The organism is Kribbella sp. NPDC059898 (genome assembly GCF_042730855.1).
Classification (GTDB): Bacteria; Actinomycetota; Actinomycetes; order Propionibacteriales; family Kribbellaceae; genus Kribbella.
Genome location: NZ_JBHWKR010000004.1, coordinates 47,791 through 60,540, shown reverse-complemented (window position 1 = coordinate 60,540; position 12,750 = coordinate 47,791). Strand labels below are relative to the sequence as shown.

Here is a 12,750-nt window from a genome sequence, read left to right as displayed (position 1 = left end):
CGGCAGCCCGTCCACAGCCCGGCGGATCGGCGGAACCGAGTTGTCCACAGGTACGTCGTACCGGCTGGCGGAATGACCCACCCGCCGCCTACGGTTGCTCGGAGGAGACCCCACGGGTGGGACCGGGCAGGAAGGACGACGGCGCCGGATGAAGACGCAGGACAGGCCGCTCGACCAGGACGACCTGGCGATGGCGGACCTCGCCGAGATCCCGGACTGGACCGTGATCGCGGGGCCGGACGGCGACGAGGCCGGGCCGGAGGTCGTGCGCGCGCTGGTGCATCGGGTGATGGGCCGGACGTCCTGGCAGCCGTGGCCGCTGCAGGCCGGCGAGGTGATCGCCGCCGACATGGTCTCGTGGGGGTTCACCACCCGGCGCGGGACCACGATGATCGTGTTCGACGGGCTCGCGTTCCCGGACTGCCCGGACAGCGGCTGGTCGGCGTACGAGATCGGCCCGGCCGACATCACCGCGGCCGAGGCCGGGCTGGACGCGCACTGGCCGGACCACCTGGCGCTCGCGACCCGGCATTGGGGGCGGCCCGACTACGTGGGTGACGAGAGCAGCCCGACGTTCGCGGACGAGTGGGAGCCGGGCGCGGGGACCGGCCGCCGGCACCTGGCCGTCTGGCTGCGGCCCGGCGCCCAGATCCATCTCTACAGCACCAAGCCGAGCAAGGACCCGCTGACGACGTCTGTCGGGGTCAACTACGCCGTGTACATCGACTAGGAGACCTCATGAGCCAGTCCTACCCGGAGAACCCGCGCGGCATCCGCCAACGGTTCTCGCGGTGGAACACGACTCGTCGTGGTACCAAGACGCTGAAGGCGGCGTACGCGCAGGCGGCCCGGGACGTCAAGCGGATGGACCCGACGGTCCGGGAGCGAATCGGCCGGTCGAACATGACCCGCGCCGACCTGCAGAGCCTCGCGAACGCCCATGTGGATGCGCGGTTCCAGGCCGACCGCTACGCCAACCGGTCGCAGCAGCTCGCCCAGAGCGTCACTGCTCAGCTGAACCGATCCCCCGATCCTGCGCCCACGAGGAACCCGCTGCGCCGGCTTGCGAACCGGTACTCGCGCTGGCGCAACACAAGGCGCGGGACCAAGGCCCTCAAGGCGGCCTTCACCCAGGGGGCACGGGACGTGAAGCGCGCTGATCCGGCCGTGCGCTGGGCGATCGGCCGGTCGGGGATCAACAAGCACGACCTCTCGGCACTGGCCTCCGGCCGACTGAACGATGTGTTCCGCCCGGAGGGCCGCTTCTCGAATGTGCCCGGGCAGCAGCAAGGTCAGGGGCAGCAGGTTCAAGGGCAGCAGATGCAGGAGCCGCAGCCGACGGCGGCGGCTCAGCAGCTCGACGACCGGATGACCGAGCAGATCCAGACGCTGCAGGCAACCATCGAGCAGCAGTCCCGGGTGATCTCGGCGATGCAGCAGAACCTCGAGGCGCAGGCGCAGCTCCAAGGACTGCTCGAGACCCGTATTCAGCAGCTCCAGCAGCAGGTCGCCGACCAGGGGCAGGGCCAGACCGGGCCGGAGCTCGGCCAGCAGCCGGAACGTCAGCCGATCAACGACAACGTCCAGTTCGTGACGCCGATCGCCGGACCGGAAGCCGAGAGTCCGCGCGCCATCGGCGAGGACGGCGGCGAGCAGTCCCTCGACGAGAACACCAGCGCGCCGACCGTCGACGAGAACGCGGCGCCGGCCGTCGGTGACGGCACGGACGGGCCGACGGTTGGTGACGAGCCGGCGGTCGACACGTCCGACGAGGTGGAGACCGGCGACCAGACCGTCGGCGAAGAACCGCAGGTCGAGGGCGCCGAGCCGGCGCAGCCGACGATGGCCGACCGTTGGATCGCGGGACTCGACGACGACTTGGTCGCCGACGAGCAGCTGACCTTCGACGACCTCGAAGCCGAGGGCGAGGCCACCCCCACCGTCACCCAGGAAGAACCGGCCGCCGAAGCCTCCGGCCCGGCCGCCGACCCCCAGGCGCCGGCCGTCGACACACCCCAGCCGGCCAAACCCCAAGTCACCGGCCAGCAACAGCCCCAGGTCACCGGCGAACAGCCGCAGGTCACCGGCGAACAGCCGCAGGTCACCGGCGAGCAGCCGCAGGTCGGCGGACAGCCCCAGGCAACCGGGCAGCAGCCGCAGGTGACGGGCCAGCAGCCACAGGCCACCGGTCAACAGCAGGGGGCTGCGAACGATGTGGCGGCGCTGGCGCGACTCCAGAACGCCCAGCCTCCGCTCAGCAGCGTGAAGTCCGACGACGTCAAGACCGCCGTCGAGGGAGGCACCAAGAGCGGGACCGGTGCGCACCACGACACCCAGAAGCAGTCGCCCAACAGAGACGGCCGCTGAGCCTGGCTCGTCAGAGATCGACAAGCTGGAGGTGCGTCTCCACCGGGCTGCCCTCGATCAGCGCCTCAGCAACACGGACCGGCTTCTTCACCGGCAGGACGTACGTCCCGTCCTTCGTCGGAAACACCGACGTACGCCAACTGCTCCCACCCACCGTCACCGCAACCCGCACCGACCCGAACCCACGACGCCGCCCCTCCGTCAGGTCGGTGATCTCGTCGCTGACCTCCTCCGGCACCGTGATGAAGTGCCACGCGGCCTCCCCCGGATACAGCCAGAGCGTCGCCGTGAACTGATAAGCCCTCACAGCACCGTCCCAATCGTCTCCGCCGCCGCCTGCTGCACGTCACCACCTTCTCACCTTCATTCGCTCGGCTCGGTGGTCTTCAGGCGGACCGTGAAGATCGGCAGCAGGATGTGGACGAGCGGCCCGATCGACAAGGCATAGACGACCGTGCCGACGCCGATCGAGCCGCCCATCAGGAATCCGGTGGCGAGGACGGTCAGCTCGAGGGTCGTCCGGACCAGCCGGACGCTCAGGCCGGTACGGCGTACCAGCCCGGTCATCAGGCCGTCGCGCGGACCCGGGCCGAACTGGGCGCCGATGTAGAGCGCGCCGGCCAGCGCGTTCAGGACGACGCCGGACAGCATGAACACGATCCGCAGCCAGAGCGCGTGCGGCCGGTCGATCGTGGCCAGCGTGAGGTCGGTGACCAGGCCGATCACGATCGCGTTGCTGATCGTGCCGAGCCCGGGCCACTGGCGGAGCGGGATCCAGGCCAGCAGTACGACGAAGCTGATCGCGATCACCACGGTCCCGAAGCTGAGCGAGACGTGCTTGGTGATGCCGGAGTGGAACACGTCCCACGGGTCCAGGCCGAGGTTGCCCTGGATCATCAGGCCCATCGAGGCGCCGTACAGCGAGAGGCCGGCGTACAGCTGCACCAGTCGGCGGGGCAGGTGGCCCGCCTTCAGTTGCTGGATCGGGTTGATCGGGGCGAGCTGTCGCGGCGGGGCAGCGGAGGTGGCGGTCACACACCCCAGTGTCCAGGGGAAGTGGCCTGGTATTCGATAGCCAATTGCGCGATAGTGGACTGCATGCAAGCTCGCTATCTCCCCGCCAGTACGTTGACCGGCCTGCTCGGCGAGTGGGCCGGCGGCCCCGGTCCGGCGTACCGCGTGCTGGCCGAACGGCTCCGGCTGCTGATCGCGGACGGGCGGATCATGCCCGGCTCCCGGCTGCCGAGCGAGCGCGAACTGACCGAGGCGCTGGGGGTCAGCCGCACGACTGTGGCGTCCGCTTATCGGGAGCTGCGGGACAGCGGGTACCTGACCAGCCGGCGCGGATCCGGCAGCGTGACCGCGCTGCCGTCGAAGGTCGAGCCCGAGCTCGGGCGGCACCACGCGCCCGGCATCGACACCGAGGGGCTGTACGACTTCACCTGTGCGGCACCCGCGGCGGTGCCCGGCATCAGTACGGCGGTGGCGGCCGCGGCGCTCGAACTGCCGCTGCACCTGGCGACACCCGGGTACCACCCGCAGGGCTTGCCGGTACTGCGGGTCGAGATCGCGGCGGCGTACTCCGCACGTGGCCTGCCGACCACCGCGGACCAGATCATCGTCACCGCCGGGGCGCTCGCGGCGACGTCGATCGCGGTCCGGGCGACGACCCAGATCGGCGACCGGGTCCTGACCGAGAGCCCGACGCACCCGAACTCGGTGGACGCGATCCGGCGCAGCGGCTGCCGGGTGGTCGCCGTACCGATGTCGCCCGGCGGGTGGGACCTGCCGTTGCTGGAGGCAACCATCCGGCAGACGGCGCCGCGGGCCGCGTGGCTGGTCGCGGACTTCCAGAACCCGACCGGTTTCCTGATGTCCGCGGCGGACCGGCAGCGGCTGGCGCGGGCGTTCGCGCGGTCGCGGACGACCGCGATCGTGGACGAGACGCTGTTCGAGCTGTCGCTGGACGGGCAGGAGATGCCGCCGCCGTTCGCGTCGTACGACCCGGACGGGGTGATCACCGTGGGGTCGGTGAGCAAGTCGTTCTGGGGCGGGCTGCGGATCGGCTGGATGCGGGTGCCGGCGGCGCTGGTGGCCCGGGTACTGGACGCGCGGGCGTCGCTGGATCTCGGGGCGCCGGTGCTGGAGCAGCTCGTGGTCGCGGACCTGCTGCGACGGCGCGCCACGCTGCTCCCGGAACGCCGCGCCGCGCTGGCCCGGCGGCGGGACGCGCTGGCTGCCGCCGTGGCGGAGGAGTTGCCGGCGTGGAAGTTCCGGCTGCCGTCGGGCGGGCTGTCGCTGTGGTGCGAGCTCCCCGAACCGGTCGGCTCCAGCCTCGTCGGCGTCGCCCAGCGCAACGGCGCCCTACTGGTAGCCGGCTCCCGCTTCTCCCCCGACGGCGGCCTCGAGTCGTTCATCCGGTTGCCGTTCACGCTCGACGAGGACGCCTTGCGGGACGGCGTACACCGGCTGGCCGCGTCGTACGACTCCCTGACCGTGGCCCCCACCCGCCGGACCGGCGTGATGATCGCGTGATGGCACGTCATCGTGCCGTAAGGGGTGTGGGGAAGGTTCGCCTTGCCGGGGGCGTTGGGAGACTATGAGAGTCACACTGCGAGAGGCGTGAGAATGTCGTTCTTCACCCGCAACACCGCCATGGTCGAGCCGCAGGCCGCACTGCCCGGCCGGCCCACCCCCGGCTTCGCCGTACCGGACGAGAACATCGTCCTGCACACGCCGCAGACCGCCGCCGCGCCCGAGGGTTTCGAGGAGGTCTGGTTCGGCACCGGATGCTTCTGGGGCACCGAGGAGATCTTCTGGCAGCAGCCGGGCGTCTACACCACGGCCGTCGGGTACGCGGGCGGTTACACCCCGAACCCGACGTACGAAGAGGTCTGCACCGGCCGCACCGGCCATGCGGAGGCCGTCCGGGTCGTCTACGACCCCACCAAGACCACCTTCACCGATCTGCTGAAGGTCTTCTGGGAGACCCACGACCCGACCCAGGGCATGCGCCAGGGCAACGACCTCGGCTCGCAGTACCGCTCGGCCGTCTACTACACCACCGACGCCCAGCGCACCGAGGCCGAACGCACCCGCGACCTCTACGCCCCCGTCATCAAGCCCCTCGGCTACGACGACATCACCACCGAAATAGCCCCCGCCACCACCTTCTACTACGCCGAGCCCTACCACCAGCAGTACCTCCACAAAAACCCCAACGGCTACCGCTGCCACAGCAACACCGGCGCCAAGTTCCCCACGGACAAGTTCTAGACGCAATGAGCCCGACCGCCAGGCGGTCGGGCTCTGCACCCAGGACGGAGGCGGAGAGATGGTCCCGGATCAGACGGAGTCGTCGCAACCAGGGCAGAGTGAAGAACCTGGGCCGTTCGTACCCGGCCCTGTGGCGCCAATTGCCGGAGAAGACGGTCAGGTAGTGCTGGACGATGAGGGGAATCCAGTCATGGCGCCAGTCGCGCCGCCGGACGGCACGGCGGGAGTGCTGCCGCGCGAGACGACCCGTCGGACGGTCACGAACCCGGACGGCTCGGTGAGCGAACAGGTGAGCATCGTCTACGAGTAGCGCAGTGCGCCAGGACTCTTGAGGTCCTGGCGCTCTCTTGCTCGACGAGCCCGCTGCTCCACCGGCTCCGACCGGCTACGGGTCCGAGCGGGAGGGCCGGCAACTGTCGAGGCTGGGAGATCGGCTTGAGGAAGCCGGAGAGGTCTGGCCTGGTGACGCGGTCCTGGTCGGACACGCGGGGATCCTGGTGCGGCTTGGGTGTTTGGCAGTAGGGCTTTGCAGGTTGTGGCAACAGGTGGGGGCTGGTTCGGCATGTAGTCCTAGGCTGAGTTGTCGGATTGGGGCGGCTCAGTTCGTGGTGGGGGTAGGAGGGCGAGCGTTGGGCTGCCCGTTTGAGGAGGACGTTATGGCTGAGTACCTCGTTGCCTTCAACGACGAGTGGGTGCCGGAGCATACGGATGAGGAGTTGATGGCGAAGTCTCTGGCGTTGCGGCCGTTGCTGGCGGAGATGCGGGAGGCGGGGGTGTTGATCTTCACCGGGGGGCTGGATCCGGAGGCGCCGGTGTTCAGCGCGGATGCCGCGGGCGGTACGCCGATGTTCACGGACGGGCCGTACGTCGAGTCGAAGGAGCACCTGGGCGGGTTCGCCGTACTGACCGTGGACGACGAGGAGCAGGCGCGGCACTGGGCGGGGAAGATCGCCGAGGCGTGCGGGTGGCCGCAGCAGGTGAGCCGCTTCCAGGTACCGCGGGTCCGGCAGAGCTGACGCATCCGCGCGGCCGACGGGCGGGGCGGTCCGGGATGATGGGGCGGTGTCGATCACCGCAACGCATGAACTGACCGAGGCCACGCCCGCCGGACCCGGGCGGATGATTCTGCTGAACGGGACGTCGAGTTCCGGGAAGTCGACCATCGCCGAGCAGCTGATGAACACCCTCGACGGTGCCTGGTACCTGCTGAAGATCGACCACTTCCACCACATCCGGAGCCGGCGGGAGTGGACCGACGACGAGTTCCTGCCGATCTTCCAGCGGACCGTGCTGGGCTTCCACCGGGCCGTCGCGGGTATGGCGTCGGCCGGGAACAACGTGGTCGTGGACCACATCCTCGGCGAGCGCTGGCGGCTCGACGACTGCCTGACCGTGTTCGAGGACCTGCCCGTCCTGTTCGTCGGCGTCCGCTGCTCACTCGCGGAACTCGAACGCCGCGAACGCGAACGCGGCAACCGCACCATCGGGCGGGCCGCCGTACAGTTCCCGATCGTCCACGAGCACGGTGTGTACGACGTGGAGGTCGACTCGGAGCACCTGTCCCCGGAGGACTGCGCGAAGGCGATCCACGAGCGGCTGGACGACGGCCCGCCGACGGCGTTCGACAAGCTGCGCGCGGCTAGGTGATCCGGAAGATGTGGACGATGTTGGGCGTATCGACCAGCGTGTGCGGTACGAACGCGTGATAAGCCCACACGTGCACCCACGCGTTGCCGGTCCGCACCGTGAGGACCGTCTTGAACATCCCGGGCGCGAAGTACGTCAGCAGCAGAAACGCGATCGACAGTACGGCGTTCCCGGGTGAGTTGAAGAGCGTCCACGCGTCCCACACGTGCAGCACCGTGTACGTCAGCCCGCCGAGGACGACCGTCGCCGCGACCGACCCCGTGAGCCGGAGGAACCGCGGCACCAGGATCGCGTAGATGAAGACCATCGCGGGCAGTACGGCGCCGGCCAGGTACAGCACGAACGTCAGCGGTACGCCGATCGCGAACTGGCGGCCGGTGAGTTCGAAGATCCCGGGGTCGAGCGCGGCGATCTGGACGGCGGACTCGATCGCGAGCACCACCAGGATCAGTACGACGTCCGCGCGCCGGTTCGACGAGCGGAGGTTGAGCGCCTCGGACGAGTAGCGCCGCCGGAAGTACAGCAGCGGGATCACGGCGTACACGACGAGGTTGTAGACGGCCCACACGATCGCCTCGGCCGGAGCGACGTGCGCGTGCGTGCCGTACAGCGATCCGGCCAGGTGCAGTCCGAAGGGATGCCAGCCGAGCAACCGCGCCAGGACGAACCCGACGATCAGCCCGCCCGCGCCGTACAGCAGGAGCAGCGTCGTCTCGCGGGCGGCGAGTGAGCGTTCAGGAGCCCGCGAGGCCAGGTTCAGAGTGCGCCGTTTGCGGGTCATCCAGAACACCAGCACGGCCAGCAGCAGCACCTCGACGAGGCCGAGGTTCGCGCTCACCAGCCGCTCGACCGGGCTGCCCGACGCCGCGTCCGGCCAGTCGAACGGCAGGTTGCCCTTCGCGACCACGAGCACCAGCACGTTGCAGAGCACCCACCCCAACGCGGCCAGCAGCACGATCACGAAGGACTCCGAGGTTGTAACACGAGCGTGTCAATACACCTCGGACATTAACACGCTCGTATCACAAAACGTCAAGGGTCAGCCCATCGTCTTCTGGCCGTCGATGGTCTCCCGGATGATGTCCGCGTGGCCGGAGTGCTGGGCGGTCTCGGAGGCGATGTGCAGGAACGCCATCCGGACCGACCAGAACACGCCCGGCGGCTGCCACGGCGCGGCCGGCAGCTCGTACTTGACCTCCAGGTCGAGGGTGCGGACCAGTTCCTCGGTCTCGGCGGCGACCTTCTCGTACGCCGTGAGCACGTCGGCGAGCGTCTCGCCCTCGACGAACCGGAACTGGTCCTGCCAGGCCGCGATCACCTCCGGGGTGTACTCGGTCGGCGTGGTGCCGACCTTGCCGCGGGCGAAGTCGGCCCAGTGCTGCTCGACGGTCATGACGTGCTTGATCAGCCCGCCGACCGTCAGTTCGCTCTTGGTACTGCGGGTGCTCGCCTGCTCGTCGGTCAGGCCCTGCGCCGTGTGCCGCAGGAAGTGCCGGCGGGTCGCGAGAAGGTCCAGGATGTCGGCGCGCTCCGGTGCCAGGGTCTGCTCGTTCGTCGTCATGCCCAGACCTTAACCTCCAATAGCGGCCAGCTATTGACCGCTATCGAATCTCGTTGGGGGATGCACTGACGGCAAGGACCGACGACGTGACGGCTTGCGCACGATCTGGCGCGGGCCGTCACGGACGGTGTCGAAGTGTTGTGCGGCGCCGTCCGGAGGCGCACTGTCGAATCGCCCAGCCGGTCCGGGAAACGGTCCCGGCCCGCTGGCCGCCCTGGGGAGGGATCATGGGTAAACCACGCCTCATCATCGCTTCCGTTGCTGCGTTCGCAGCCGCCCTGTTCGGCGCCGCGGTCGCTGCCTATGCTGCACCGGCCGGCGAGGTGACGGTCGGGAGCCCGCCGACGCCGTTCTCGCAGAACAAGCAGAACGAACCCGCGGTGGCCATCGATGCGAACAAGCCGTCGGTCGTCGTCGCCGGCGCGAACGACGAGATCGACATGGAATCGTGTGCCGCGGGCGCTCCCAACACGTGCCCGTTCACCCCTGGCGTCGGCGTGTCCGGTGTGTACTTCTCGTTCAACGGCGGTCAGAGCTGGCAGCAACCGACGTACACCGGCTGGACCGCCCGCGGTTGCCTCGGCCCAGCGGTCTGCGCTCCGCAGGTGGGCAAGATCGGGACGCTGCCGGGCTACTTCGAGGCCGGCCTGGTCTCCGACGGTGACCCGGCGGTCGCCTTCGGACCGCGCCCCGGCCCCGACGGCAGGTTCTCCTGGTCGAACGGTTCCCGGTTGTACTACGCCAACCTGACGGCGAACTTCTCCGCCGTACGGCAGCTCGAGACGTTCCGTGGGTTCGAGGCGATCGCGGTCTCGGCCACCGACGACGTTCACGCCGCGGCGAACAACGACGCGTCCGCCTGGACCGCGCCCGTGATCATCTCGAAGCAGTCGTCGACCACCTTCTCCGACAAGGAACAGGTGTACGCCGACAACGCGTCGAGCAGCCCCTTCTTCGGGAACGTGTATGTGTGCTGGGCCAGCTTCCGCAGCAACAGCCACGGCCAGGCGTTCCCGGTACCGCTCACCGTCGCACGGTCTGCTGACGGCGGTAGCACGTGGACCACGAGCCAGGTCGGTCCCGCAACGAGCAACGGCATCAACTCGCAGCCCGACGGATGCACCGTACGTACGGACAGTGCCGGCAACGTCTACGTGTTCGGCGTCGGCGTGCGCAACCGCGCGAGCCTGCAGCTGATGTACAAGTCCACTGACGGCGGCGCGCACTTCACCGGCCCGACCGTGGTCGCGCCCGTGGCCGAGCCCGGCGTGTTCGACCCGGTCCAGGGCCGTCCGGTGATGGACGGGCGCGGCGGCGCCCGGGTCGACCTGGCCGGCGCTCCGAGCGTCGACATCGCGAACGGCCGCCCGACCGGCGTTGGCGCCACCAACGAGATCTTCATGACCTGGTCGGACGGACGGCTGGGCCTGAACAACGAGCAGCTGCTGCTCACCTGGTCGCGGAACGGCGGGACGACCTGGGCCACACCGGCTCCGATCCCGCTCACACCAGGCGATCGCCCGGTGTACACCGCACCGGCGGTGTCCCCGGACGGCACCGATCTGTACGTCGTACACAACTCCTTCACGACGCCGTACCGCGACAACACGACGGACCCTCGCGGTCTCGTCGGCGAGGTGCGGCACGCGAACGTGGCGGGCGGCGTACCCGCGGGCTGGACGACGCTCGAACGTACACCAGGTGGTGATCCGCGCGGCAGCAGCGCGAATGCGCTGACCGACGAGTTCCTCGGCGACTACGTGTACGCCGCGGCCACGAACGACTCGGCGGTCGCGGTCTGGAACGACGCCCACGCTGCCGCGGTCTGTGGACCGGTGAACGCCTATCGGGCGGCGCTGTACGCCGGGCCGGCGACGGCACCGGATATCAGCGGTTGCCCGGCGACCTTCGGCAACACCGACATCCTCGGCGGCAGCTACCCGGACCCAACACCGTGACGCCCCACCGGAGGGCGCCGTCCCTGGCGCCCTCCGGTGGGTTCACCGGCGGCTGAGGTAGCGTCGGTGGGGTGCGAGCTGTCGAGTACTCCGTGACCGGTGATCCTGACGTCCTGACCCTCGTGGACAGGCCGATGCCGGAGCCGGGGCCGGGGGAAGTGCGGGTGCGGATCCATCGGTCGGGCGTCAATCCGACCGACTGGAAGTCGCGTCGGGGGAATGAGCCCGGTACGCCGGTGCACCCGGCGCAGGTGCCGAACCAGGACGGGTCCGGGGTCGTCGACGCGGTCGGGCAGGGTGTTGACGCGGGGCTCCGGGGGCAGCGGGTGTGGCTCTGGGAGGCGGCGTACCAACGGCCGTCGGGCGGTACGGCGCAGGAGTACGCCGTGGTGCCGGTGCGGCATGTGGTGCCGCTGCCCGATGAGGCGTCGTACGACCTCGGGGCTGCGCTCGGCGTACCGTTCCTGACCGCGCATCGCTGCCTGACCGTGACCGAGGACGGGCCGGTGCATCTCGGGCCGGGCAAGCTGGCCGGGCGGACCGTGCTGGTCGCCGGCGGTGCGGGCGCGGTGGGGAACGCGGCGATCCAGCTGGCGCGGTGGTCGGACGCAACCGTGATCACGACCGTGAGCGGCCCGGAGAAGGGCAACCTCGCCGCGCTGGCCGGCGCGGACCACGTCATCGACTACCGGCAGCAGGACGTGGTGTCCGAGGTACGGGCGATCGCGCCGGGCGGGGTCGACACGATCGTCGAGGTGTCACCGGCGGCGAACGCGGCGATCGACGCGGCGGTGATCGCGCCGCACGGGTCGGTGGCGGTGTACGCGACCGACGGCGGCGGGACGATGGAGCTTCCGGTGCGGGCGTCGATGGTGCCGAACGCGCGGTGGCAGTTCGTGCTGCTGTACACGGCGCCGGACTCGTGGCGGCCGCGTGGGCTGGGCGATGTCGCGGCGGCGGTCGCGGCCGGTGCGATCCGGGTCGGGCCGGAGGCCGGGATCCCGTTGCTCCACTACGCGCTCGCCGAGGCCGCCGAGGCACACGCCGCGGTCGAGAACAGCATCGTCGGCAAGGTGCTGATCGACGTCAGCTAAAGCAGTTCCCAGGCGGCCAGTCGCTGCTGGAGTGCGGCGGCGCAACGGCAACTGGGGTCATCGGTGCAGAGCAGAGCGGTCGGGTCGGACTCGATCAGGTCGCGGGTCGCGGTCAGCACGGCCTGCTTGGGGATCCGGCGGACGCGGGCCTGGCCGATCCGGACCTCCTTGGTCGCAGGCCGCAGTACCGGCTCGATCGCGTCGAACATGTGGCTCTCGCCGGGGACGTTCGGGTACTCGACCCACAGCCCGTCGGCGGCCTTCGCGTACCGGTAGAACCGCGAGCGGCCGAGGTGCTGCTCGGCGAGGTGGATCGTGGTGTTCGAGGTGTGCGTGACACCGAGCAGCAGCACGTCGCCGTCGAGCGCCTCGATCGGCCCGAGCGGCCAGTCCGGGCGCTGGGCGGCGAGGAGGCGTTCGGCGGCGGGTCCCGCGGCCTGGTAGGCGAACAGCGGATGCTCGCTCCGCAACGGGTCGCGGGTCTGCCGGAAGGTCTCCGGGATCCGCCCGAGCCACCGGTCGACCGGCAGGTCCGCCCGGAAACTGGTTGCCTGCGACAACTTCTCGTCGAACTCCGGCCAGCTCTCCGCGTTCCAGTACGCGTTCCGCGGCCGCACCATCCCCGGCGGCGCCGGCAGCCCCGTGAGATCCCAGGTCCCGGCCGGCATCAGCACGGTCCCACACACCTCGGCCAACGCCGCGCAGACCGCCTCCGCCCCACCGTCGACGTACCCGAAGGAGCTCAACGACGAGTGCACGATCACCTCGGACGCCTCCCCCAGCCCCAACCGCCGAAGCCCGTCGGACAATTCCGCCACGGTCACGCCCATCCCAGCAATATCCCATT

At 70.0% G+C, this 12,750-nt stretch carries 13 protein-coding genes; 8 read left to right on the top strand and 5 right to left on the bottom strand.

Annotated features, from left to right (window positions below; all coding sequences use genetic code 11):
- Positions 1-148 precede the first annotated feature (148 nt).
- Positions 149-730 (top strand): hypothetical protein, encoded by a 582-nt coding sequence (locus ACFV9C_RS14265; RefSeq protein WP_380193665.1) that lies wholly within the window; start codon positions 149-151, stop codon positions 728-730.
- Positions 731-738: 8 nt separating this feature from the next.
- Positions 739-2,367, top strand: coding sequence for a hypothetical protein (locus ACFV9C_RS14260; RefSeq protein WP_380193664.1), 1,629 nt, complete (start codon positions 739-741; stop codon positions 2,365-2,367).
- Positions 2,368-2,377: 10 nt separating this feature from the next.
- Here the strand turns inward: ACFV9C_RS14260 and ACFV9C_RS14255 are convergent, their stop codons facing one another.
- Both ACFV9C_RS14255 and ACFV9C_RS14250 read right to left on the bottom strand, forming a co-directional pair.
- Positions 2,378-2,674, bottom strand: coding sequence for a DUF1905 domain-containing protein (locus ACFV9C_RS14255; protein ID WP_380193663.1), 297 nt, complete (start codon positions 2,672-2,674; stop codon positions 2,378-2,380).
- Positions 2,675-2,730: 56 nt separating this feature from the next.
- Complete coding sequence (locus ACFV9C_RS14250; RefSeq protein WP_380193662.1) at positions 2,731-3,402, bottom strand: YitT family protein; 672 nt, start codon at positions 3,400-3,402, stop codon at positions 2,731-2,733.
- 63 nt (positions 3,403-3,465) lie between these two features.
- On the opposite strand from ACFV9C_RS14250, the gene ACFV9C_RS14245 reads away from it, so the two are divergent.
- The 4 genes from ACFV9C_RS14245 (at position 3,466) to ACFV9C_RS14230 (ending at position 7,290) form a co-directional block, all read left to right on the top strand.
- On the top strand, positions 3,466-4,902 hold the full coding sequence (locus ACFV9C_RS14245; protein ID WP_380193660.1) for a PLP-dependent aminotransferase family protein: 1,437 nt from the start codon (positions 3,466-3,468) through the stop codon (positions 4,900-4,902).
- 93 nt (positions 4,903-4,995) lie between these two features.
- Positions 4,996-5,643, top strand: coding sequence for a peptide-methionine (S)-S-oxide reductase MsrA (msrA, locus tag ACFV9C_RS14240; RefSeq protein ID WP_380193658.1), 648 nt, complete (start codon positions 4,996-4,998; stop codon positions 5,641-5,643).
- Positions 5,644-6,299: 656 nt separating this feature from the next.
- Positions 6,300-6,659 carry a YciI family protein gene (locus tag ACFV9C_RS14235; RefSeq protein WP_380193657.1) on the top strand — a complete coding sequence of 120 codons (360 nt, stop codon included), beginning with the start codon at positions 6,300-6,302 and terminating at the stop codon, positions 6,657-6,659.
- A gap of 46 nt (positions 6,660-6,705) precedes the next feature.
- A complete protein-coding gene (locus tag ACFV9C_RS14230; protein WP_380193655.1) occupies positions 6,706-7,290 on the top strand; it encodes a chloramphenicol phosphotransferase CPT family protein in 585 nt (194 codons plus the stop codon).
- Here the strand turns inward: ACFV9C_RS14230 and ACFV9C_RS14225 are convergent.
- Positions 7,283-8,251, bottom strand: coding sequence for a hypothetical protein (locus tag ACFV9C_RS14225; RefSeq protein WP_380193653.1), 969 nt, complete (start codon positions 8,249-8,251; stop codon positions 7,283-7,285). The genes ACFV9C_RS14230 and ACFV9C_RS14225 overlap by 8 nt on opposite strands.
- 78 nt (positions 8,252-8,329) lie before the next feature.
- The gene (locus ACFV9C_RS14220) at positions 8,330-8,851 is read right to left on the bottom strand and encodes a DinB family protein (RefSeq protein WP_380193651.1); all 522 of its coding nucleotides are present in this window, start codon (positions 8,849-8,851) and stop codon (positions 8,330-8,332) included.
- Positions 8,852-9,078: 227 nt separating this feature from the next.
- On the opposite strand from ACFV9C_RS14220, the gene ACFV9C_RS14215 reads away from it, so the two are divergent.
- Positions 9,079-10,809 (top strand): sialidase family protein, encoded by a 1,731-nt coding sequence (locus ACFV9C_RS14215; RefSeq protein WP_380193649.1) that lies wholly within the window; start codon positions 9,079-9,081, stop codon positions 10,807-10,809.
- A gap of 71 nt (positions 10,810-10,880) precedes the next feature.
- Entirely contained in the window at positions 10,881-11,903 is a 1,023-nt protein-coding gene (locus tag ACFV9C_RS14210; protein WP_380193647.1) for an NADPH:quinone reductase, read from the top strand.
- Here the strand turns inward: ACFV9C_RS14210 and ACFV9C_RS14205 are convergent.
- A complete protein-coding gene (locus ACFV9C_RS14205; protein ID WP_380193645.1) occupies positions 11,900-12,733 on the bottom strand; it encodes an AAC(3) family N-acetyltransferase in 834 nt (277 codons plus the stop codon). The two genes, ACFV9C_RS14210 and ACFV9C_RS14205, sit on opposite strands and share 4 nt — an antisense overlap.
- Positions 12,734-12,750: the final 17 nt, after the last annotated feature.

Coding starts and splice junctions, on each gene's coding strand:
- msrA (WP_380193658.1), top strand. CDS start 4,996: ATGTCGTTCTTCACCCGCAACACCGCCATGGTCGAGCCGCAGGCCGCA.
- ACFV9C_RS14220 (WP_380193651.1), bottom strand. CDS start 8,851: ATGACGACGAACGAGCAGACCCTGGCACCGGAGCGCGCCGACATCCTG.
- ACFV9C_RS14265 (WP_380193665.1), top strand. CDS start 149: ATGAAGACGCAGGACAGGCCGCTCGACCAGGACGACCTGGCGATGGCG.
- ACFV9C_RS14245 (WP_380193660.1), top strand. CDS start 3,466: ATGCAAGCTCGCTATCTCCCCGCCAGTACGTTGACCGGCCTGCTCGGC.
- ACFV9C_RS14205 (WP_380193645.1), bottom strand. CDS start 12,733: ATGGGCGTGACCGTGGCGGAATTGTCCGACGGGCTTCGGCGGTTGGGG.
- ACFV9C_RS14260 (WP_380193664.1), top strand. CDS start 739: ATGAGCCAGTCCTACCCGGAGAACCCGCGCGGCATCCGCCAACGGTTC.
- ACFV9C_RS14215 (WP_380193649.1), top strand. CDS start 9,079: ATGGGTAAACCACGCCTCATCATCGCTTCCGTTGCTGCGTTCGCAGCC.
- ACFV9C_RS14235 (WP_380193657.1), top strand. CDS start 6,300: ATGGCTGAGTACCTCGTTGCCTTCAACGACGAGTGGGTGCCGGAGCAT.